The 20,403-nt window shown below is 73.5% G+C and carries 14 protein-coding genes, 4 tRNA genes, 1 other RNA gene and 1 pseudogene; 12 read left to right on the top strand and 8 right to left on the bottom strand.

The window, feature by feature from the left end:
* Window positions 1-519 (top strand): annotated as a pseudogene (locus AQJ66_RS16515) (transporter); the annotation flags it as partial.
* 21 nt (window positions 520-540) lie between these two features.
* Complete coding sequence (locus tag AQJ66_RS16510) at window positions 541-1,173, top strand: poly-gamma-glutamate hydrolase family protein (RefSeq protein ID WP_061921920.1); 633 nt, start codon at window positions 541-543, stop codon at window positions 1,171-1,173.
* 28 nt (window positions 1,174-1,201) lie between these two features.
* Here AQJ66_RS16510 and AQJ66_RS16505 read toward each other — a convergent pair whose 3' ends face one another.
* On the bottom strand, window positions 1,202-3,730 hold the full coding sequence (locus tag AQJ66_RS16505; protein WP_061922530.1) for an ABC transporter permease: 2,529 nt from the start codon (window positions 3,728-3,730) through the stop codon (window positions 1,202-1,204).
* Window positions 3,731-4,003: 273 nt separating this feature from the next.
* Between AQJ66_RS16505 and AQJ66_RS16500 the strand changes: the two genes are divergently transcribed.
* The gene (locus AQJ66_RS16500; RefSeq protein WP_061921917.1) at window positions 4,004-5,455 is read left to right on the top strand and encodes an amidase; all 1,452 of its coding nucleotides are present in this window, start codon (window positions 4,004-4,006) and stop codon (window positions 5,453-5,455) included.
* A 38-nt stretch (window positions 5,456-5,493) separates the two neighbouring features.
* On the opposite strand, the gene AQJ66_RS16495 is transcribed toward AQJ66_RS16500, so the two are convergent.
* From AQJ66_RS16495 to AQJ66_RS16485, 3 genes are all read right to left on the bottom strand, one after another.
* Window positions 5,494-5,880: a hypothetical protein gene (locus AQJ66_RS16495; protein WP_061921915.1), complete on the bottom strand. Its 387-nt coding sequence runs from the start codon at window positions 5,878-5,880 to the stop codon at window positions 5,494-5,496.
* Entirely contained in the window at window positions 5,877-6,287 is a 411-nt protein-coding gene (locus tag AQJ66_RS16490; protein WP_061921911.1) for a VOC family protein, read from the bottom strand. The genes AQJ66_RS16495 and AQJ66_RS16490 overlap by 4 nt, the downstream gene beginning before the upstream one ends.
* A 235-nt stretch (window positions 6,288-6,522) precedes the next feature.
* Window positions 6,523-6,610: transfer RNA gene (locus tag AQJ66_RS16485), tRNA-Ser, on the bottom strand.
* Between the two features lie 73 nt (window positions 6,611-6,683).
* Here AQJ66_RS16485 and ffs point away from each other — a divergent pair.
* From ffs to AQJ66_RS16455, 6 genes are all read left to right on the top strand, one after another.
* Window positions 6,684-6,778, top strand: an RNA gene (ffs, locus tag AQJ66_RS16480) — signal recognition particle sRNA small type.
* 48 nt (window positions 6,779-6,826) lie between these two features.
* Window positions 6,827-9,184, top strand: a complete 2,358-nt coding sequence (locus AQJ66_RS16475) for a DNA polymerase III subunit gamma and tau (RefSeq protein ID WP_061921908.1) — start codon at window positions 6,827-6,829, stop codon at window positions 9,182-9,184.
* Between the two features lie 89 nt (window positions 9,185-9,273).
* Window positions 9,274-10,524, top strand: coding sequence for a phosphoribosylamine--glycine ligase (gene purD, locus AQJ66_RS16470; RefSeq protein WP_061921905.1), 1,251 nt, complete (start codon window positions 9,274-9,276; stop codon window positions 10,522-10,524).
* Window positions 10,525-10,787: 263 nt separating this feature from the next.
* Window positions 10,788-12,806, top strand: coding sequence for a M48 family metalloprotease (locus AQJ66_RS16465; RefSeq protein WP_061921902.1), 2,019 nt, complete (start codon window positions 10,788-10,790; stop codon window positions 12,804-12,806).
* 297 nt (window positions 12,807-13,103) lie between these two features.
* A complete protein-coding gene (locus AQJ66_RS16460; protein WP_061921899.1) occupies window positions 13,104-14,600 on the top strand; it encodes a N,N-dimethylformamidase beta subunit family domain-containing protein in 1,497 nt (498 codons plus the stop codon).
* 69 nt (window positions 14,601-14,669) lie between these two features.
* Window positions 14,670-15,572 (top strand): phosphoribosylaminoimidazolesuccinocarboxamide synthase, encoded by a 903-nt coding sequence (locus tag AQJ66_RS16455; RefSeq protein WP_061921896.1) that lies wholly within the window; start codon window positions 14,670-14,672, stop codon window positions 15,570-15,572.
* 63 nt (window positions 15,573-15,635) lie between these two features.
* On the opposite strand, the gene AQJ66_RS16450 is transcribed toward AQJ66_RS16455, so the two are convergent.
* The 4 genes from AQJ66_RS16450 to AQJ66_RS16435 form a co-directional block, all read right to left on the bottom strand.
* Window positions 15,636-15,711: transfer RNA gene (locus AQJ66_RS16450), tRNA-Gly, on the bottom strand.
* Between the two features lie 144 nt (window positions 15,712-15,855).
* Window positions 15,856-15,928: transfer RNA gene (locus AQJ66_RS16445), tRNA-Gly, on the bottom strand.
* Between the two features lie 79 nt (window positions 15,929-16,007).
* Window positions 16,008-16,079 (bottom strand) — tRNA-Gly (locus AQJ66_RS16440).
* A 169-nt stretch (window positions 16,080-16,248) separates the two neighbouring features.
* Window positions 16,249-16,566: a histone-like nucleoid-structuring protein Lsr2 gene (locus tag AQJ66_RS16435; protein WP_061921893.1), complete on the bottom strand. Its 318-nt coding sequence runs from the start codon at window positions 16,564-16,566 to the stop codon at window positions 16,249-16,251.
* A 311-nt stretch (window positions 16,567-16,877) separates the two neighbouring features.
* Here AQJ66_RS16435 and purS point away from each other — a divergent pair, with 311 nt between their 5' ends.
* The 3 genes from purS to purL are packed head-to-tail and all read left to right on the top strand — an operon-like array spanning window position 16,878 to window position 20,082.
* Window positions 16,878-17,150 (top strand): phosphoribosylformylglycinamidine synthase subunit PurS, encoded by a 273-nt coding sequence (purS, locus tag AQJ66_RS16430; RefSeq protein WP_020940955.1) that lies wholly within the window; start codon window positions 16,878-16,880, stop codon window positions 17,148-17,150.
* On the top strand, window positions 17,147-17,827 hold the full coding sequence (gene purQ / locus AQJ66_RS16425; RefSeq protein WP_061921890.1) for a phosphoribosylformylglycinamidine synthase subunit PurQ: 681 nt from the start codon (window positions 17,147-17,149) through the stop codon (window positions 17,825-17,827). The genes purS and purQ overlap by 4 nt, the downstream gene beginning before the upstream one ends.
* Window positions 17,824-20,082, top strand: coding sequence for a phosphoribosylformylglycinamidine synthase subunit PurL (gene purL / locus AQJ66_RS16420; RefSeq protein ID WP_061921887.1), 2,259 nt, complete (start codon window positions 17,824-17,826; stop codon window positions 20,080-20,082). The genes purQ and purL overlap by 4 nt, the downstream gene beginning before the upstream one ends.
* Window positions 20,083-20,403: the final 321 nt, after the last annotated feature.

Raw genomic sequence — 20,403 nt, 5'->3', positions numbered from 1 at the left:
TCGGGCGAGTCGCCGCCCCCGGCCGAGCCACTGCCGGAGCGGCTGCGCCGCTCGGTGCTGGCGGAGATGGCGGTGGGGGTCGTCGTCCTCGTCCTGACGACCCAGCTGACGGGCACGCTGCCCGGCCGGGCGGCCGACGAGGCGGCGCGGGCCGGGGCGGCACCGGCCGGCATCCCGACCGCCTCCGTCACCACGATCCCCTTCGACGTCGGCGGGCCCGGCGGCCACGGCAAGGTGCAGATCACCCTGGATTCCGGCCGGGTCGGCGTGAACTCCGTCCAGGCGGTGGTCTACGGCCCCGACGGCGGCCTGGCCTCCATCCCGGAACTGCGCATAACCCTGACCCTGCCCGCCCGGCGGATCGGCCCCCTGGACACGGCGGTCACCGACCGGGGCGGCTACTGGGCGGCGAACTCGTTCAACCTGCCGATGCCGGGGACATGGACCATGAAGGCGACGGTGCGGGTGTCGGACGTGGACCAGGTGACCGTCTCCAAGGCGGTACGGGTGGTGCGGTAGCGGCGCCCGGGAGAGGGCGGGATGGCGCGCGGCGGGACGGACGGGACGAGCGGGATCAGCGAGACGGTGACGATCGAGGGCGCGGAGTTCCTGGCGTCCCTGACCCTCCGTTCGGACGTCGGGCTGCTCGCCCTGCACGGCAGCACGGAGGGCGGCACCGCGGAACTGGCCCAGGAGGTCGCGGCCCGCACCGGCGCCACCGCCCTCGTCTTCACCCAGCCGGCCGGACCCCCGGTGCACATCCCCTCCCCCCGGATGGCCGTCCCGCACTGCGGCGCCCTGAAGACCTTCCTCTCCCACGTCACCCTGACCGTCTCCCTCCACGGCCACCTGCGCCCCACGGCCACCCGAGCGATCTTCCTCGGCGGCACCCACCGCGCGGCGGCCCTGACCCTGGCCGCCGCCCTCGTCCGGCTGGCCCCGGCCTTCGACGCCGTGACCGACCTCGACGCCATCCCGCCCGGGTTGCGCGGCCTGCACCCCCGCAACCCGGTGAACCTGACCCGGGCGGGCGGGGTCCAGCTCGAACTCCCGCTGCGGGCACGGACCGAGCACCCCGGCGAGACCACCGGGGTACCGGACCGGCCCCCGCGGCCGGTGGTGGCGGCGCTGACGGCCGGGGTGGAGCAGCTGGCGGCGGGCCCACGGTCGTGATCACCCAGTGGGTCGCGGGGGCGGCCGCTCACTCCTTGGCGGTCGCCACCGTCACCGCCCGGACCCGCAGCGCCACCCGCCCGGGCAGGGCGGTCGCGACGAGCGCGAGGAGCCCGGCCCCGGCGACCACGGTGACGTAGCCGAGGGGAGCGACCGCCGGAGCCGCCCGGCCCGTCATCCCGACACTGAACGAGGTCAGGACGGCCAGGGCGATGGCGCTGCCGAGGGTCGTGGCGAGAAGCAGGACCGACAGGGCCTCCCGGCGCAGCATGCGCAGCACCTGACGGCGCGTCGCCCCGGCGAGACGCAGCAGCGCGAACTCCCGGACCCGCTCGGACACCGACATGGCGAGGGTGTTGACCACGGCGATGGCCGTGAAGGCCAGCACGAGTCCCATGGCGAAGAGGTTGACCTCCCCGCTCGTCCGCTCGCGCCGCGCCTGCACCGAGTCGGCGGCGGCCGGGGAGAGGACTTCCAGCCCCGGGAACTCACGCAGGGTAGTCGCGAGTTGTGTCTGTGTACGGTCCGTGCTGACGAGCAGGGAGGGGGAGAGCGGGTTGTCGACGTGGCGGGCGAGCAGGTCGTGGGCGAAGGTGAGGTCTCCGAAGCCGAGACCCCGGGAGTAGAGCGCGGCGACGGTGAGCGTGGCGGGCGTGCCGTCACCGAGCGTCAGCTTCAGCGTGCTTCCGGGCTTCAGGTGCAACTGGTCCGCAGCCAGTTCGCTCACCGCCACGGTGTGCTCGCCGAGCCCGTGGAGGGAGCCGGCGGTGACGCCCGGGTCCCAGGTGCGGGTGAGGCCGGCCGGGGTGACGCCCTGGGCCGCGTACTTGTCCAGGCCGACCCGCACGGTCGTCCGGACCACCTCGGTGACGGCGGCGCCGCCCGTGCGCAGCCGCCGTGCCGCCTCGGACGGGACCCCGGGCCCCCGGGAGGCCACCACCCAGTCGGCGCGGACGCCCGCACGGGTCTGCGCGCGGGCCGCGCCGTCGAGGGTGGGCTGCACGAACAGCACCGTGCAGGTCATGCCGATGAGCAGGGTGAGGGGCGTGACGACGGAGGCCATCCGGGCGGCGTTCCCGCGCAGGTTGGCGGTGGCGAGCCGGCCACCGTGGCCGGTCAGCCGCAGCGGGCCGGTCAGGAGCAGGGCGGCCGCCCGGACCAGGAGCGGCCCGAGCAGGGCGACGGCGGTGGACAGGACGACGACGGCGAGGAACGTCACCGGTGTCGAGGCGGCCTCGGTGCGCAGGACACCGAGCACGGCCACGAGGACGGCGCCCCCGGCGAGCAGCAGCAGTCCGGCGAGGAGACGGCCCCAGGCGGGCCGGGCGCGCTCGGTCCGGGCCTCGGCGAGTGCCTCGGCCGGGCGGATCCGGGCGACCCGTCGCGAGGCGATCCGCGCGGCGGCCCAGGCGCCGGCCAGGGTCGCGGCGACGGCCGCGAGCGGCGGGAGGACACCGGCGGTGTGCTGCAGCGTGGCCGGGACGGCGCCCAGGGCGACGAACCGGTCGTACAACCAGCGGCCCAGGACGAGCCCCAGCAGGGCCCCGGCCGTCCCCGCGCCCGCTCCGACGATCAGGGCCTCCCGTCCGAGAAGCCTGCGGATCTGCCCGGAGGTGGCGGCGACGGCGCGCAGCAGGGCGAGTTCGCGGTGGCGCTGCTGGACGGAGAGCGCGAAGGTGCCGACGACCACCAGGACCGCGACGAGCAGCGAGGTGCCGCCCATCGCGCCGCCCATGCTGACCAGCCTGACGCGGGCGGCGGCCGCGTCCAGGAACTCCACCGCGCCACGGTCGTCACCCGTGCTGACCCGGGCCCCGGTGCCGTGCACCGCCTCGGCCACGGCCTGCCGCAGCCGGGCCGGGTCCGTGCCCGCGCCGGCGGTCACCCCGAACGCGGTGACCTGCCCGGGGTGGCCGGCGAGCCGGCGGGCCTCGGCGGCGGAGAAGAAGAGGGACGTCTGGTGGCGGACGGCCGTGGCCGGGGCGGCGACACCGCTCACGCGGTAGGTGCGCGGCGCCCGCGTCGACTGCACGGTGAGGCGGTCACCGGGTTCCAGCCGGCCGCGCTCGGCGAGGTAGCGGTCGATCACCACATCGGTGCCGGCCGTGGGGGCGCGGCCGGCGGTGAGCCGGTACGGGGTGAGCGCCGCGGACTCCCAGGCGTGCCCGTAGGCGGTCCTGCCACCGGTGCCGTCCGGGGGCAACGGCACGGCCGGGAAGGTCAGTTCCGGGACGACCCGGGCGACGCCCGGCGTACCGGCCAGGGTGCGCCCGAGGCCGGCCGGCAGCCAGGCGCGCTCGGCGAGGGGCTTCGCCTTGTGCTTGACCTTGGTCTTGCCGTGCTTCCGCTTGACCGTGGTCCGGTGGACGTTCTGGTCGGCGGAGACCACGACCGGGGCCGCCGCGTAGCGCTCGGTCCGGATGGTGCCGCGCAGCCCCGTCTCGAGGAGCGTGCCGCACGCGGTGATCAGCGCGGACGCGCACATCAGGGCGAGGAAGGCACCGAGGAAGCCCGCCTTGCGCGCGCGGACGGTCCGCAGGGCGTACCGCAGCATCACCATGACGGCCCGCCCTCTCCCCGGTCGCGCGCTGTGTCGTCCAGCCGGCCCGCTCCGGGGCGGCCGTCGCCCGTGAGCGGGCGCCATGAGTGCGGCGAGGTCGCCGAGTTCGACGGATGCATGCCTCCACAGTCGTCCGCACCCCGGCATCGGCGCACTGCGGCGGCCCGGCGTCTGCCACGGGGGGTTGTCCCTACCGTGTGGCGCCGATCGATCCCCGTTGTGCGAATCGGTGTTTTATGGCCTCTTCCAGAGGCCGATACGGTCGGATTCATGGATCGGAATTTCCTGACGGCCGAAGAACTCGTGGCCGCATTACGTGCCGGTGAAGTGACATCGGTGGAGCTCACCGACGAGGCGATCGCCCGTATCGAGCGGGACGACAAGGCGATCAACGCGATCTGCGTGCCGGACTTCGACCGTGCGCGGGCCGCCGCGCGCCGTGCCGACCAGGCGCGCGCCCGCGGCGAGGACGGGCCACTGCTCGGTGTTCCGATGACGGTCAAGGAGTCCTACGACGTCGCCGGGCTGCCCACGACCTGGGGCATGCCGCGGTACCGGGACTTCGTGCCGGCCGAGGACGCGGTACAGGTGTCGCGGCTGCGGGCCGCCGGCGCGGTGGTGCTCGGCAAGACCAATGTGCCCTTGGGGCTGCAGGATCTGCAGACCTTCAACGAGATCTACGGCACCACCAACAACCCGTGGGATCACGAACGTACGCCGGGCGGCTCCTCCGGCGGATCGGCGGCGGCCCTGGCGGCTGGATTCGGCGCGTTGTCCATCGGCTCCGATCTCGCCGGCTCGCTGCGCACCCCCGCGCATTTCTGCGGTGTCTACGCGCACAAGCCGACACTCGGGCTGGTGGCGAACCGCGGTATGGTCCCGCCGACCACGCCGGCATTGCCGGTCGACCTCGACCTCGCCGTCGTCGGCCCGATGGCGCGCACCGCCCGCGACCTCACGCTCCTGCTCGACGTCATGGCCGGACCGGACCCGCTGACGCTCGGCGTGGCGCACGACTTGAGGCTGCCGCCCGCACGCCACCAGCGGCTGGGCGACTTCCGGGTCCTCGTCCTCGACGAGCATCCGCTCATTCCGACCGGGTCCGCCGTGCGGGCGGGCGTGAACCGGGTGGCCGACGCGCTTGCCGACGGCGGCGCCCGCGTCGAACGGCACAGCCCGCTGCTGCCCGACCTGGCCGAAGCCGGGACGCTCTACACGCAGTTGCTGTTCTCCGGCTCCGTCGCGCGCTTTCCCATCGAGGCGTACGAGCAGCTGCGGACCCGCGCCGCCGGACTGAGCGCGGACGACCAGAGTCTCGACGCGGCGCGGCTGCGCGGGATGGTGTTGAGCCACCGCGACTGGATCGAGGCGGACAACCGCCGCGAGCTCCACCGTCACGGCTGGCGGCAGCTCTTCGCCGAGTTCGACGCCGTGGTGTGCCCGATCACGCCGACTCCCGCGTTCCCGCACGACCACAACCCCGATCTGCTGGAACGCCGGATCGACATCGACGGCGTCGAGTGTCCGTTCTTCGACCAGCTCGTCTGGGCCGGTCTGGCCACCATGCCCGGCCTGCCCGCCACCGCCGTACCAGCGGGCCGGACCCCTGAGGGCCTGCCGGTGGGAGTGCAGCTCATCGGTCCGATGTTCGAGGACCGCACCCCCCTGCGGCTGGCCGAACTGCTCGAGCAGAGGATCGGCGGCTTCCAGGCACCGAGGTAGGGCCGTACCACGAGGACCCGGACGGGCACCGGGCACCCTCAGTGCGAACAGTGGTCGTACGCGGCCCCCACCGAGGCGTACGACCTGCTCAGCGTCACCCGGCCACCGGGGGCGCCGTCCCGGCAGACGTAACCGTCCGGGCCCGGGGAGGCGCTGACCCGCAGCAGCACCTCGTAGGACGAGACGCGTACCCGACGCGTGCCCCGCGCGGCGACGACTCCCAGACTCTCCTGCTCGGTGCACGCGTCACCCGCATCGCCGGCGCACCAGAAGACGTGCACGGCGTGGGACGTGCCGTTGGCCAGGGTGATCGGCGCGACGTTCTCGGGGTCGGTCGGATCCGGGTCGCAGCCGGCGAGGCAGAGGACCGCCGGACCCAGGGCGACCACGGCCACGCGCCGCACGACGCGGCCGACCGGCCTCACGCGGGCAGGTTCAGCTGCCAGGAGACACCGAACCGGTCGTTGACCCAGCCGAACCTGGCGCTGAAGCCGTGGTCGCCCAGCGGCATGAGCACGCTGCCCCCCTCGGCGAGGGCCGCGTAGAGACGGTCGATCTCGGCCTCGTCCTCGCACTGCACGAAGAGCGAGACCGCGGGCGTGAAGGTGAAGCCGTGCTCCACGGGGCTGTCGATGCACATGATCTGCTGCCCGGCGAGCGAGAACGTCGCGTGCTGCACGCTCCCCTCCTTGCCGGGACCCTCGGCACCGTAGCGGCTGACGCTGACGACCTCGGCGTCGTCGAAGAGCGAGGTGTAGAAGGCCATCGCGTCCTCGGCGTCGCCCTCGAACATCAGGAAGGTGGTGATCTTCTGCGACGTCACGATCTCCATGCCGCTCGCTCCTTCGGCGCTGTCGGGCAGTCGATGCGTGGCTACGGTAGCGCCCGGCCCCGGGCCGGCGGGGCACCATGGACGGAGGACGGGGGCTGTCGTCGCCCGACCAGTGCGCCCGGTACACGCATGTGGCGGGTGTGACGGGAGTCATGCTCCGCGACACCTGAGACCGACAACGCCGAAGGGCCCCACCTCGCGGTGGGGCCCTTCGACATCGTGCCCGGTGAGGCACTGGCGGAGGATACGAGATTCGAACTCGTGAGGGGTTGCCCCCAACACGCTTTCCAAGCGTGCGCCCTAGGCCTCTAGGCGAATCCTCCGCCGGAAACATTACATGACCGAGGAGGGTGCTCGCGAACTCGTTCCGGCAGGCCGCGATCGGGTACTGTGGGCGCAGCCCCTCACGCGGCGCTATCTGACTGAACTCCCCCAGGGCCGGAAGGCAGCAAGGGTAGGTCGGCTCTGGCGGGTGCGTGGGGGGCCCTTGTGTTTGCGGGCGGGGCTGGTTGTCGGTGGGCGCCTATAACCTCGTAAGCGTGTCGTCTCTCGCGCTGTACCGCCGCTATCGCCCGGAGACCTTTGCCGAGGTCATCGGGCAGGAGCATGTCACCGACCCGCTGCAGCAGGCGCTGCGGAACAACCGGGTCAACCACGCGTACCTGTTCAGCGGCCCGCGCGGATGCGGCAAGACGACCAGCGCGCGCATCCTGGCCCGCTGCCTGAACTGCGAGCAGGGGCCCACGCCGACTCCGTGCGGTGAGTGCCAGTCCTGCCAGGACCTCGCGCGGAACGGGCCCGGTTCCATCGACGTCATCGAGATCGACGCCGCCTCCCACGGTGGCGTGGACGACGCCCGTGAGCTGCGCGAGAAGGCCTTCTTCGGGCCCGCCGGCAGCCGCTACAAGATCTACATCATCGACGAGGCCCACATGGTCACGTCGGCCGGCTTCAACGCCCTGCTGAAGGTCGTCGAGGAGCCGCCGGAGCACCTCAAGTTCATCTTCGCCACGACCGAGCCCGAGAAGGTCATCGGGACCATCCGGTCGCGGACCCATCACTACCCGTTCCGGCTCGTGCCCCCGGGCACCCTTCGGGACTACCTCGGCGAGGTGTGCGGCAAGGAGCGGATCCCCGTCGAGGACGGCGTCCTGCCGCTCGTCGTGCGCGCCGGCGCGGGTTCCGTGCGTGACTCGATGTCCGTCATGGACCAGCTGCTCGCCGGTGCCGGGGCGGAGGGTGTGACGTATGCCATGGCCACCTCCCTCCTGGGATACACCGACGGATCGCTCCTCGACTCCGTCGTCGAGGCCTTCGCCACCGGTGACGGGGCCGCCGCCTTCGAGGTCGTCGACCGGATCATCGAGGGGGGCAACGACCCGCGGCGGTTCGTCGCCGACCTGCTGGAGCGGTTGCGGGACCTGGTGATCCTCGCCGCCGTGCCGGACGCGGCGGACAAGGGGCTCATCGACGCCCCGGCCGACGTGCTGGAGCGCATGCAGGCCCAGGCCTCCACGTTCGGCGCCGCCGAGCTGAGCCGCGCCGCCGACCTCGTCAACGAGGGCCTCACGGAGATGCGCGGCGCCACCTCGCCCCGCCTCCAGCTCGAGCTCATCTGCGCGCGCGTGCTGCTCCCGGCCGCCTACGGCGACGAGCGGTCGGTCATGGCCCGCCTCGACCGGCTGGAGCGCGGCATCAGCTTCTCGGGCGGCGGCGGCACGCCCGCCATGGGGTACGTCCCCGGGCCCGGGGCCCCTGCCCACGTGGACACCCACGGCCGCACGGCCGGCGAGGGCGGCGGTGGCGTTGGCGCGCCGGTTCCGCCCGGTGGTGGCGTCGCCGCGGCCCGGGCGGCCGTGCGGGGCCAGGGGGTTCCTGCGGGTGCGCAAGGGCCGGGTGGCGGGAGCGGGCCGGTCGCCGCGCCGCCGCCCGCCCCGGTCGCGGCTCCCCCGGGTGGACACGGCGCCGGTCCCGTTCCGGCGTCCGCTCCTGCTCCAGCGGCTCCCGCTCCCGCCCCCGCCCCCGCCGCCCCCGCCCCCGCTCCCGAGCCTTCCGCCGCGCAGGCACCCGCCGCGCAGGCACCCGGCGCCTGGCCCACGGCGGCCCCGGCCGGCGGCGGACGGCGTCCCGGTGGCTGGCCCACGGCCGCGCCCGCGGGCGGCGGTGGCAACCGGCCGTCGCCGGCAGCCGCCCCCGCGGGCGGTCCGGGCGGTCAGGGCGGAGCCCCGCGCGCCGCCTCCGCCCCGGCCGCGCCGCCGCAGGCCTCCGCCGCGTACGCGCCGCCGGCCGGCGGTCTCGACCCGCGCACGCTGTGGCCGAACATCCTGGAGGCCGTCAAGAACCGCCGCCGCTTCACCTGGATCCTGCTCAGCCAGAACGCCCAGGTGGCCGGCTTCGACGGCACCACCCTCCAGATCGGGTTCGTCAACGCCGGTGCCCGCGACAACTTCGCGAGCAGCGGCAGCGAGGACGTGCTGCGGCAGGCGCTGGCCGAGCAGTTCCACGTGCAGTGGAAGATCGAGGCGCTCGTCGACCCCTCGGGTGGTTCCGCGCCCCCGCCGTCCGGCGGCCAGCCGGGCTTCGGCGGAGGCGGCGGTGGCGGCTACGGCGGACCGCCCGCGGGCGGCGGCCACGGCGGCCCCCCGGCCGCCCCGCGCCCGGCGGCGCCCCAGCCGGCCGCGTCCGCCGCGCACCACGGCGGCAACGGCACGGCGTCCCCGGCACCGGCCGCCACCGCTCCGCGGCCCGCCCCGGAGCCCGAGCCGGCCCCGGTCGCCCCCGAGGACGACATCCCCGAGGACGACGACCCCGACCTCGACGAGTCGGCCCTGTCCGGGCACGAGCTGATCGTGCGGGAACTGGGGGCGACGGTCGTCGAGGAGTTCACGAACGAGTAGGAGCGAGCAGGGCGGAGAAGGGTCCTTTGGAGGAACGCACAGGATCCCCGGCCCCCGGGCTTCGGCGACCTTGCCAGTAGGCTGACCCCGTGAAGGTCCTCGTCATCGGCAGCGGCGCCCGCGAACACGCCCTGTGCCGCTCCCTGTCCCTCGATCCCGACGTCACCACGCTGTACTGCGCACCCGGCAACGCCGGCATCGCCGAGGTCGCCGAGCTGCACCGGGTCGACGCGCTCGACGGCAAGGCCGTGGCCGCGCTGGCCGGCGAGCTCGGTGCCGACCTCGTCGTGGTCGGCCCGGAGGCCCCGCTGGTCGCCGGTGTGGCCGACGCCGTGCGCGAGGCGGGCATCCCGGTGTTCGGCCCCTCCCGGGAGGCCGCGCAGCTGGAGGGCTCCAAGGCGTTCGCCAAGGACGTCATGGCGGCGGCCGGCGTGCCGACCGCGCGGTCGTACGTCTGCACGACCGCGGAGGAGGCCGCCGAGGCCCTCGACGCCTTCGGCGCCCCGTACGTCGTCAAGGACGACGGTCTCGCCGCCGGCAAGGGCGTCGTGGTCACCTCCGACCTCGACACCGCCAGCGAGCACGCGGCCGCCTGCGAGCGCGTCGTCATCGAGGAGTTCCTCGACGGCCCCGAGGTGTCCCTCTTCGCCGTCACCGACGGGCTGACCGTCGTACCGCTCCAGCCCGCCCAGGACTTCAAGCGCGCCCTGGACGGCGACGAGGGCCCGAACACGGGCGGCATGGGCGCCTACTCGCCGCTGCCGTGGGCCGACCCGAAGCTCGTCGACGAGGTGCTGCGGACCGTGCTGCAGCCGACCGTGGACGAGATGCGCCGCCGCGGCACGCCGTTCTCCGGGCTGCTCTACGCCGGCCTCGCGATCACCTCGCGCGGTGTGCGCGTCATCGAGTTCAACGCCCGCTTCGGCGACCCCGAGACCCAGGTCGTGCTGGCCCGCCTGAAGACCCCGCTGGCCGGTGTCCTGCGCGCCGCCGCCGACGGCACCCTCGCCGACCTCGCGCCGCTGCGCTGGAGCGACGACGCGGCCGTCACCGTGGTCGTCGCCTCGCACAACTACCCCGGCACCCCCCGCACCGGCGACCCGATCACCGGCCTGGACGAGGTGGCCGCCGAGGACGCCCCGCACGCCTACGTCCTGCACGCCGGGACCCGGCGGGAGGGGGACGCCGTCGTCAGCGCGGGCGGGCGCGTGCTGTCCGTCACCGCCGTCGGCGAGGACCTGACCCAGGCGCGCGAGCGGGCGTACCGGGCGGTGGGCCGTATCGGCCTCGACGGCTCGCAGCACCGCACCGACATCGCGGCGACGGCGGCGGGCGCCTGACCTGCCCCTGCGTCGGACCAGGCCCCGGACGGAAATCCGGGGCCTGATCTTTGCTGTCTGTCGCCCAGCTCTGACCAAAGCCATTCCATCGAGTGAGCAATCGCCCATCCGGCTGACGAGGGCCGGAGCCCCAACTAGGGTGCGGCGCAAGCGTTCCGGCACTTGGCCCACCGGCATTGCGATGTCGGTGGCGGGTGCCACAGTGGGGGAGTGAGCAACGCCAGGACAGCGGGGGATCGGCAGGGAGGGGGTGAGGTCCGTTCATGACCGGAATCGGTGTGGAGCTGGGTGCGCGGGCGGCGCGTTCGCGAGCCCTGGCCGTGCTGCGCGTCCGGGGCCGGGCGCTGGGCGTGGCCCTGCTGCCCGCCGCCGCCGAGGTGATCCTGCTGGCCGGCGGCACCACCGGCCGGCTCGCCGGCCCGGGCTGGGACGCCGCCCGCTGGGCCGTGGGCGTGCCTGCCGTGCTGGTCCTGCTGGCCGCCGCCGGCATCGCGGTGGTCGTGGCCCGGGCCCGCCCCGCCGTGACCCCCACGGTCCCGATAGCGGAGAGCTCCGCCCCGGACCTGTACCGGCTGGTGCGCGAACTGGCCGACCGGCTCGACGTGCCGGCGCCCTCCGCCATAGCGCTGACCCCGGACTGCGACAGCTGGCTGGAGGACCGCACCCACCCGGCCCACGGCCCGCCCCCGCGTCCGGAGCACGACGGTAGGACGGCCGCCCCCGGGCAGGCCTCCGGCTTCGGCGCCCACCGGCGGGCCGTCCCCGCGCCCGTCCTCGTCATCGGCTCCCCGTTCCTGTGGTGGATGCGCGTCGGCGAGCTGCGGGCGGTCCTCGCCCCGGTCGTCGCCGGTACGGGGCCCTCGGCCCAGCCGGACATAGCCGCCGCCCGCCGCTTCGTGCGGGGTCTGGACGCGGCGGTGGCCGTCGCCGCGACACCGGGCCGCTGCCCGCTGACCCGGGGCGTGTGCGCGGTGCTCGGCTGGGTCGCCCGGCTGCTGCTGCGCGGGTGCCGGGAGCACGCGGCGCTGATGGAGCGCGGGGTCGCCGCGGCGGCGGCCGAGCGGGCGCAGGCCGTGGACTACGGGCTGCGGATCGTCGCCCAGGAACAGGTGGGCCTCGCCTACGCGGGCTGGGACCGGCTGCTCACACGGGTGGCACTGCCCGCCTGGCGCATGGGCCGCTGGCCCTCCCGGCTGGACGCGGGCGTCGTGGCGGCGCTCACCGAGCTGTCCCGCCGCGACCGCCTCGCCGAGGGCTTCACCTCCCGCCTCGGCGAGCGGCCCGCCTGCGACCTGCTGGAGGAGCCCGGCGCGGTGGACGAGGCCGCGTCCCTGCTCGCCGCCCGCCTCTTCCACGGCGGCCCGGCGGAGTGCGGGCAGGACTGGGCGCCGGTGGACTGGCAGGCGTATCCGGAGGAGGTCGTGGACCGCACCTGGCGCGCGGACGCCGCCCGCCTGCACCGGGTCCTGGACTCCCTCGGCGTCCGCCCCGCCCCTCACCACGGGGCCCCCGACCCGGGCGGCGCCACCCTCTCCCGGGTCCTCGACCACCTCACCGAACGGGCCGCCGCGTCCACGGGGGGCCGGCGCGCCGAGGGCGGCCAGGCCTCCGCCACGGCACCGGACGGCCACCCGCACGGCCACGGAGACCGGCGCCCGGCAGACCGCCCCGTCCGGGACTCCGGCGACGGCGCCTCCCGGCAGGGGGACGAGCGCCACGCCGAGCACGTCGACCACCGGCAGGACGGACACGCCGGCCAGGGCGACCACCAGGGCGACCACCAGGACGACGACGCGCACCTCGACGAACACCAGGAAGCGCACCTCGGCGAGCACCTCGACGGCGACCTCGGCCCAGGCCTGGACGACGACACCGGCCCCGGCACCGAGCGCAGTGCCGCCCTCGCCGCCGGGCTGACCGCGGCGCTGGCCCGGGAGGAGTGCGGGGCGCCGAGCGGGGCGACCGCCGGGGGACCGGTTCCGGACACGGCGCTGTGGGACGACGGCGCGCTGCCACTCGTCCCGCTGCAGCCCCCGCGCACGGCCCGCGAGGTCCTCGCCGACCACGTCACCGCGATGGTGTGCTGCGCCGCCGTCGACACGGCCGGCGCGGCTCCCGCCCTCGACTGGCTCGACGGGCCCTCCCTGCTGCTGGGCGGCGAGAGAGCCGCCGACCTCGCCCCCAGGGTTCTCCACCTGATCGAGGAGGGAGACCCGGGCCCGCTGCGCGACTGGCTGGCCGCGTCCGGCATACGCCCGGAGAAGCCGGTGCGGCTCGTCTGACGCCGCCCGCGGACACCGGCCCGGCAGGCCCCCCGGCACCGGCCCGCGGACCGCCCGACACCCCGCCGTACCGGAGCTCCGTCTTCCACTTCAGGTCAATTCGCAACGAATAGTGACCGTCCCCGTGCGTAATGTGATGTGCTGGGACCGACCGCGCACATGGCAAGGGCATGCGACATACGACAGCGCGACCAGGCGCCTCCGAGCACGGCCGCACACCGCACAGCACCACGCACCGCCGAGCACCGTCACGCACCACCGTCACAGGCAACGGGGGCATGAGGGAGGGGAGCGACCATGGCCTCGGACCACATCCGCCGCTGGGAGTCCGGAGCGCTCGCGCACGCCGTCACGGACCCCTTCGGTCAGGGCCCGGTGCCCTGGCTGCGCGGCAGTGAGACCTACTTCGACGACACGGGACACGTCGTCCCCTGGTACGTGGACCCGGCACCGCAGCAGCCGCCCGGTGAGAGGCCGCGCGTGCCCGCGCCGCGGTCGTCCGGTGCCGGCCCGCGCTCGGCGGACGACGTGCGCCGGCAGATCAAGGGCTTCACCTCCAGCGGGGCGGTCGCCCCGGGAGAGGCGATCGACTTCCACATCACGGTCGACCCGCCCCAGCAGTTCGGCGTGGACATCTACCGGATCGGCCACTACGCCGGCGACGGCGCGGCCAAGATCACCACCAGCCCCCGCCTCTCCGGCATCGTCCAGCCCCAGCCGCTGACCGCCGACCGCACCGTCTCCTGCCACCACTGGTGGCTGTCCTGGCGCCTTCAGGTGCCCGCCCACTGGAGCGTCGGCGCCTACGTGGCCGTCCTCACCACCGCCGACGGCTACCGCTCCCACGTGCCGTTCACGGTCCGCGACGACCGCCCCGCCGACCTGCTCCTGCTGCTGCCGGACATCACCTGGCAGGCGTACAACCTGTACCCGGAGGACGGCCACACCGGGGCCAGCCTCTACCACGCCTGGGACGAGAAGGGCCGGCTGCTCGGCGAGGCCGACGCGGCGACCACGGTCTCCTTCGACCGGCCGTACGCCGGCGCGGGACTCCCGCTGCACGTCGGCCACGCCTACGACTTCATCCGCTGGGCGGAGCGGTACGGCTACGACCTCGCCTACGCCGACGCCCGCGACCTGCACGCTGGCCGCGTCGACCCGGCCCGCTACCGGGGCCTGGTCTTCCCCGGCCACGACGAGTACTGGTCGGTGCCGATGCGCCGGGCCGTCGAGGACGCCCGCGACCGCGGCACCTCGCTGGTCTTCCTCTCCGCCAACACCATGTACTGGCAGGTGGAGCTGGGCCCGTCGCCGTCCGGCGTCCCCGACCGGCTGCTGACCTGCCGCAAGCGCAAGGGCCCCGGGAAGCCGGTGCTGTGGCGGGAGATCGACCGGCCCGAGCAGCAGGTGGTCGGGATCCAGTACGCGGGCCGGGTGCCCGAGCCGCATCCGCTGATCGTCCGCAACGCCGGGCACTGGCTGTGGGACGCGACCGGCGCGCACGAGGGCGACGAGATCGCGGGGCTGGTCGCCGGCGAGGCCGACCGGTACTTCCCGCGCACCCCGCTGCCCGACCACGACGAGCGCATCCTGCTCGCCCACTCCCCCTACACCGACGGCGACGGCGCCCTGCGCCACCAGGAGACCTCCCTCTACCGCGCCCCGTCCGGCGCCTGGGTGTTCGCCTCCGGCACCTTCGCCTGGTCACCGGCCCTGGACCGCCCCGGCCACGTGGACGCCCGCGTTCAGCGGGCCACGGCGAACCTGCTGGACCGCATCTGCAAACGCGACTGACCCGCTGGAGCGCCGATCGGCCCCATACGGGAGAATCGAGGCACTTGGTCGTAACCACGGGGAGGAACCGTGTCCGGATTCGTAGAAAAGCCCGAGCCGATCCAGGTTCCGGGCCTGGTGCACCTGCACACCGGGAAGGTGCGCGAGCTGTACCAGAACGAGGCGGGCGACCTCGTGATGGTCGCCAGCGACCGCATGTCCGCCTACGACTGGGTGCTGCCCACGGAGATCCCCGACAAGGGCCGGGTCCTCACGCAGCTCTCCCTGTGGTGGTTCGACCAGCTGCGCGACCTGGCCCCCAACCACGTGATCAGCACCGACCTCCCCGAGGGCGCCCCCGCCGACTGGGCGGGCCGCACCCTGGTCTGCAAGTCGCTGCGGATGGTCCCGGTCGAGTGCGTGGCCCGCGGCTACCTCACGGGTTCGGGCCTGCTGGAGTACGAGGAGTCCCGCACCGTCTGCGGTCTCGCCCTGCCCGAAGGCCTCGTCGACGGCTCGGAACTCCCCGCCCCGATCTTCACCCCGGCCACCAAGGCCGAGGTCGGCGAGCACGACGAGAACGTCTCCTACGAGGAGGTGGCCCGCCAGGTCGGCGCGGAGACGGCGGCCCAGCTGCGCCAGGAGACCCTGGCGGTGTACTCGCGGGCCCGGGACGTCGCCCGTGAGCGGGGGATCATCCTGGCCGACACGAAGTTCGAGTTCGGCTTCGACGGTGACACGCTCGTCCTCGCCGACGAGGTCCTCACCCCGGACTCCTCCCGTTTCTGGCCGGCCGACCAGTGGCAGCCGGGCCGCGCGCAGCCGTCGTACGACAAGCAGTACGTGCGGGACTGGCTGACCTCCGCCGAGTCCGGCTGGGACCGCCGGAGCGAGCAGCCCCCGCCGGCGCTGCCGGAGCGTGTGGTGGAGGCGACCCGGGCGAAGTACGTGGAGGCGTACGAGCGGCTGACGGGCCTGCGCTGGGCGTCGTGACGGCGTAGGCGGCGGGACACGGGCAACGCGAAAGGCCCCCGGGGAACCGGGGGCCTTGCTGTGTGGAGCGGACGACGAGGCTCGAACTCGCGACCTCAACCTTGGCAAGGTTGCGCTCTACCAACTGAGCTACGTCCGCGTTGCGCCGTGGCGCGAGAGCAACTATACCCAACCGCGCGGGCGGGTGAGGCACACCGCGGGGTGCCGGTTCCGGCAGACGCCCCGGCGGGCCGGAGGCGCACGAGAAGACCCCGGTCCACTGAGGACCGGGGTCTTCTTCCCGAGCGGACGACGAGGCTCGAACTCGCGACCTCAACCTTGGCAAGGTTGCGCTCTACCAACTGAGCTACGTCCGCACTGCCCCCGACCGGCTTTCACCGATCGGTGCGAGCACCAGCCTACCTGATCCACAAGAGTGGTCGTGACCGATGCCGGAGCGGGTGACAGGGATCGCACACTGCGCCTTCCCCCTGGAAGGGGGATGTTCTACTACTGAACTACACCCGCACGCTCCGCGGGATCCGGCCTTCCGGCCTCGCCCCTCGGCGTGTCCCAGACATTAGCTGATCAGCAGGGGGGTAGCGCAAGTCGGCTCCCCCTCGCCGGTGCCGCCGGCCAACCGCACCGCCCCCAGGGCCCGCTGACGGACCCTGAGGACTCGCTCCTTCGCGGGCTCTCACTGCGCGGCGCTGAACGCCTCGTACACCTTCTTCGGGATGCGTCCGCGGGCCGGCACGTCCATCTTGTTCGCCTGAGCCCAGGCGCGGACGGCCGCCGGGTCGGGGGCGACCTCCGTCTGCTTGTAGGCCTTGCCGGACCGCGACCGCTTGCGGCCGGCCTCCACGTAGGGCGCGAGCGCCTTGCGCAGTTTTCTGGCGTTGGTTTCGTTCAGGTCGATCTCGTACGACTTGCCGTCGAGTCCGAAGGCGATCGTTTCCGCCGCTTCCGAGCCGTCGATGTCGTCAAAGAGCGTGACCACGACCTTTTGCGCCACGAATATCGGTCCCTTCGTGCGGCACGTCGATACAGCTCATCGGCGATGACGTGCCGAGTATCGGCTATTGCCAATTCATTTGTACAGTGCCCGGCAATGCAAAGTGAAGCCCGACTAAATCCGTCCGCGTGTCCTCATGCAATAGCTGTCGTGGGCGGACCGGGGGAACTTTCCCAGAACTTTTCACCGGGACCCGGGCCTGTCACCCGATCGTGATGCGGCTCACGTAGTTTCCTACAACTCTACTCGCGTAGAAATTTTGTGCGGGTAGTCTGAAGGGACCTGCTCAGCACCACACACCGGGAGTGCCAGTGGCACGCGTCGTAGTCGACGTCATGCTCAAGCCGGAGATCCTCGACCCCCAGGGCCAGGCGGTCCAGCGTGCCCTGCCGCGCCTGGGTTTCGACGGGATCTCGGACGTCCGTCAGGGAAAGCGTTTCGAACTGGAAGTTGACGGTCCGGTCGACGAGGCCGCGCTCGCCCGCATCCACGATCTTGCGGAATCCTTCCTCGCCAACACCGTGATCGAGGACTTCACCGTGAAGGTGGAAGAGGCCGCGGAAGTCGCGGAGGCGGCGAAGTGACCGCTCGTATTGGCGTCGTCACTTTCCCGGGCAGTCTCGACGACCGGGACACGCAGCGCGCGATCCGTATCGCGGGCGCCGAACCCGTCGCCCTGTGGCACAAGGACAAGGACCTCAAGCAGGTCGACGCCGTCGTCCTGTGCGGCGGTTTCTCCTACGGCGACTACCTGCGGGCCGGCGCCATCGCCCGTTTCTCGCCGGTGATGGAGCCCCTCATCGAGCAGGCGAAGGCCGGTCTGCCGGTCCTCGGCATCTGCAACGGCTTCCAGATCCTCACCGAGGCGCACCTCCTTCCGGGCGCGATGCTCGGCAACGACCACCTCCACTTCATCTGCCGCGACCAGCGGCTGCGGGTGGAGAACGCGGAGACCTCCTGGACCAGCGACTACCGCGCCGGTCAGGAGATCCACATCCCGCTGAAGAACATGGACGGCCGGTACGTCGCCGACGGGTACACGCTCGACAAGCTGGAGGCGGAGGGCCGGGTCGCCTTCCGCTACCTGGGCCTGAACCCGAACGGCTCGCTCAACGACATCGCCGGCATCACCAACGAGGCCGGCAACGTCGTCGGCCTCATGCCGCACCCGGAGCACGCCGTCGAGCCGCTCATCGGCACCGGCCGCACCGACGGCCTCCCCTTCTTCACCTCGATCCTCAAGAAGCTGGTCAACGCATGAGCCGGACGCCTCTGGACACGGTCGAGCACGCGGCCGCGACCCCCGACGTCGAGCTGCCCTGGGCCGAACTCGGCCTGAAGAAGGACGAGTACGAGCGCATCGTGGAGATCCTCGGCCGCCGCCCGACCGGCGCCGAGCTCGCCATGTACTCGGTCATGTGGTCCGAGCACTGCTCGTACAAGTCCTCCAAGGTCCACCTGCGCCAGTTCGGCGAGAAGGCGCCCCAGTCGGACGCGATGCTCGTCGGCATCGGCGAGAACGCCGGCGTGGTGGACGTCGGCCAGGGCTACGCCGTGACCTTCAAGGTCGAGTCGCACAACCACCCGTCCTACGTCGAGCCCTACCAGGGCGCGGCCACCGGCGTCGGCGGCATCGTGCGCGACATCATCGCGATGGGCGCCCGCCCGGTCGCCGTGGTCGACCCGCTGCGCTTCGGCGCCGCCGACCACCCCGACACCAAGCGCGTCCTGCCCGGCGTCGTCGCCGGCATCGGCGGCTACGGCAACTGCCTGGGCCTGCCCAACATCGGCGGCGAGGTCGTCTTCGACGCCTGCTACCAGGGCAACCCGCTGGTCAACGCCGGTGCCATCGGCGTCATGCGGCACGAGGACATCCACCTCGCCAAGGCCTCCGGCGCGGGCAACAAGGTCATCCTGTACGGGGCCCGGACCGGCGGCGACGGCATCGGCGGCGCGTCGATCCTGGCGAGCGAGACCTTCGACGACGCCAAGCCGTCGAAGCGCCCGGCCGTCCAGGTCGGCGACCCCTTCCAGGAGAAGCTCCTCATCGAGTGCACCCTGGAGGCCTTCCGGGAGAAGCTGGTCGTCGGCATCCAGGACCTCGGCGCCGCCGGCCTGTCCTGCGCCACCTCCGAGCTGGCCTCGAACGGCTCGGGCGGCATGCGCGTCACCCTGGACGACGTACCCCTGCGCGACTCCACGCTCTCGCCCGAGGAGATCCTCATGAGCGAGTCGCAGGAGCGCATGTGCGCGGTCGTCGAGCCGGAGAAGGTCGACCGGTTCCTGGAGATCTGCGACAAGTGGGACGTCATCGCCACCGTCATCGGCGAGGTGACCGACGGCGACCGCCTGGAGATCTACTGGCACGGCGGCAAGATCGTCGACGTCGACCCGCGCACGGTGGCCCACGAGGGCCCGGTCTACGAGCGCCCCTACGCCCGTCCGGACTGGCAGGACGCCCTCCAGGCCGACGACGCGAACGCGCTGCCGCGCCCGGCCACGTCCGAGGAGCTGAAGGACCAGGTCCTGAAGCTGGTGGCGTCGCCGAACCAGGCCTCCAAGAAGTGGATCACCTCGCAGTACGACCACTTCGTGCAGGGCAACACCGTCCTCGCCCAGCCCGAGGACTCGGGCATGATCCGCGTGGACGAGGAGACCGGCCTCGGCGTCGCCATCGCCACCGACGGCAACGGCCGCTACGCCAAGCTGGACCCGTACACGGGCGCGCAGCTGGCGCTGGCGGAGGCCTACCGGAACGTGGCGACCACGGGCGCCCGGCCCCTCGCGGTGTCCGACTGCCTGAACTTCGGCTCGCCCGAGGACCCGGCGGTGATGTGGCAGTTCGCGGAGGCCGTGCGCGGCCTCGCCGACGGCTGCCTGCAGCTCGGTACGCCGGTGACCGGCGGCAACGTCTCCCTCTACAACCAGACCGGCGAGGCGGCCATCCACCCGACCCCGGTCGTCGCGGTGCTCGGCGTCATCGACGACGTCGCCCGCCGCACCCCGGTCGCCTTCCAGGAGGAGGGCCAGCTGCTCTACCTCCTCGGCGACACCCGTGAGGAGTTCGGCGGCTCGGCCTGGTCCCAGGTCGTCCACGACCACCTCGGCGGCCTGCCGCCCCAGGTGGACCTGGAGCGCGAGCGGCTGCTGGCCGAAATCCTGATCTCCGCCTCCCGCGACGGCATGATCGACTCGGCGCACGACCTGTCCGACGGCGGCCTGGTCCAGGCCGTCGTGGAATCCGCCCTGCTCGGCGGGGTGGGCGCGCGTCTGGTCGTACCGGACGGGCTGGACGCCTTCACCTTCCTGCTGTCCGAGTCGGCCGGCCGCGCGATCGTCGCGGTGCCGCGCTCGGAGGAGGTCCGCTTCAACGACATGTGCGGCGCACGGGGTCTGCCGGCCACCCGCATCGGTGTCGTGGACGGCGACGCGGTGGAGGTCCAGGGCGAGTTCTCGCTGTCCCTCGCCGAGCTGCGCGAGGCACACGAGGGGACGATCCCGGCCCTGCTGGCGTGACACCCGCCGGAGCGCAGGCCCCGTCCGGAGTCCCGGACGGGGCCTGCGCCGTCCTGCGGCCACGGCTTCGCGCACGGGCTCCCGGGGCGCCGGCCGCTCCTCCGGCAGCCGCGACGCCGGCGCGAGGCACCGCGGCATCACGCCGGGACCGCCCGGGAACACCGTGTCCGCGGTCCGCGCAGGGCATTCGGCAGCCTTGCCGACCGGCCGGCCGCGGGATCGGTGCCCGGACGCGGGCCACCGTCGCCGTCACCACTCTCAACGCCGCCCAGGACGCCCTCGTCGAGGCACACCGGCGCCGGACCGGCCGGGCAGGTCTTC

The sequence above is a fragment of the Streptomyces bungoensis genome (assembly GCF_001514215.1).
GTDB classification, from domain to species: domain Bacteria; phylum Actinomycetota; class Actinomycetes; order Streptomycetales; family Streptomycetaceae; genus Streptomyces; species Streptomyces bungoensis.
This window is presented reverse-complemented; position numbering and strand designations above follow the sequence as displayed.